Origin of the sequence: Morganella sp. HMSC11D09, from assembly GCF_001807955.1 — a bacterium.
Lineage (GTDB): Bacteria > Pseudomonadota > Gammaproteobacteria > Enterobacterales > Enterobacteriaceae > Morganella > Morganella morganii.
In genome coordinates this window covers 1-805 of record NZ_KV791677.1, presented here as the reverse complement: position 1 = coordinate 805, position 805 = coordinate 1, and the positions used below count along the sequence as shown (strand labels likewise).

Sequence of the window (805 nt, the reverse complement as noted above, 5' to 3'; positions counted from 1 at the left end):
CGATCTCGGTAAACATTCCTTTCATGTACAATCAGGGAAAACAGTAAGGCACAGATTAAACCATGGTGGCTCACGTGAAGCAAACAATGCCCTGTGGACAATAGCCCTTGTACGTATGCGTAGCGATCCGCGCACGAGAATCTATGTCGACAGACGAACTGGTGAAGGGCTATCGACTAAAGAGATCCTGAGATGCCTAAAACGCTACATCATCCGTGAGCTCTATCCATTGATTTTATCGGACCTCGCATATGCCAATCGCCGCTCTTGACATAGGAGCGTCAACAGCCCGATGGAGCGCTTCTTCAGAAGCCTGAAAAACGAATGGGTACCGGTGACCGGCTATATCAGCTTCAGCGAAGCCGTTCATGCAATAACGGATTATATCGTCGGGTATTACAGCGAACTCAGGCCGCATGAATATAACGGTGGATTACCACCAAACGAATCAGAAAACCGATTCTGGGAAAACTCTAAAACCGTGGCCAGTTTTAGTTGACCACTACACTCTCATTTAAAGGCAGAACAACATTAAGTAAAATTGGGCTATCTCGAATTCGATCAAAAATATTTTTAGCCGCAGTTAGCGCAGATAAATATAACCCAGATATCAAAGCACAAAAAAAGCGACTTTTATCTGCAGGAAAAACAAAGATGCAAGCATTAGGTGCTGCGATGCGAAAGCTAATTCAAATTTGTTTTGGGGCTATAAAGAATCAAAGAAAATATCAGTCTGAATTAAGTTTGAATTAGCTCCTAAGAGATGGTATCTACAATATTGACGCCGGATAGATTTAAGCAAGCC

The 805-nt window shown here is 43.1% G+C and carries 1 protein-coding gene and 1 pseudogene; both read left to right on the top strand.

All coding sequences use genetic code 11. The features are described from left to right. The coding region (locus tag HMPREF3119_RS18770; protein ID WP_139144837.1) for a transposase at window positions 1–271 on the top strand (271 nt) is incomplete at its 5' end. A 12-nt stretch (window positions 272–283) separates the two neighbouring features. Next, window positions 284–499: pseudogene (locus HMPREF3119_RS07555) on the top strand (integrase core domain-containing protein); the annotation flags it as partial. Window positions 500–805: the final 306 nt, after the last annotated feature.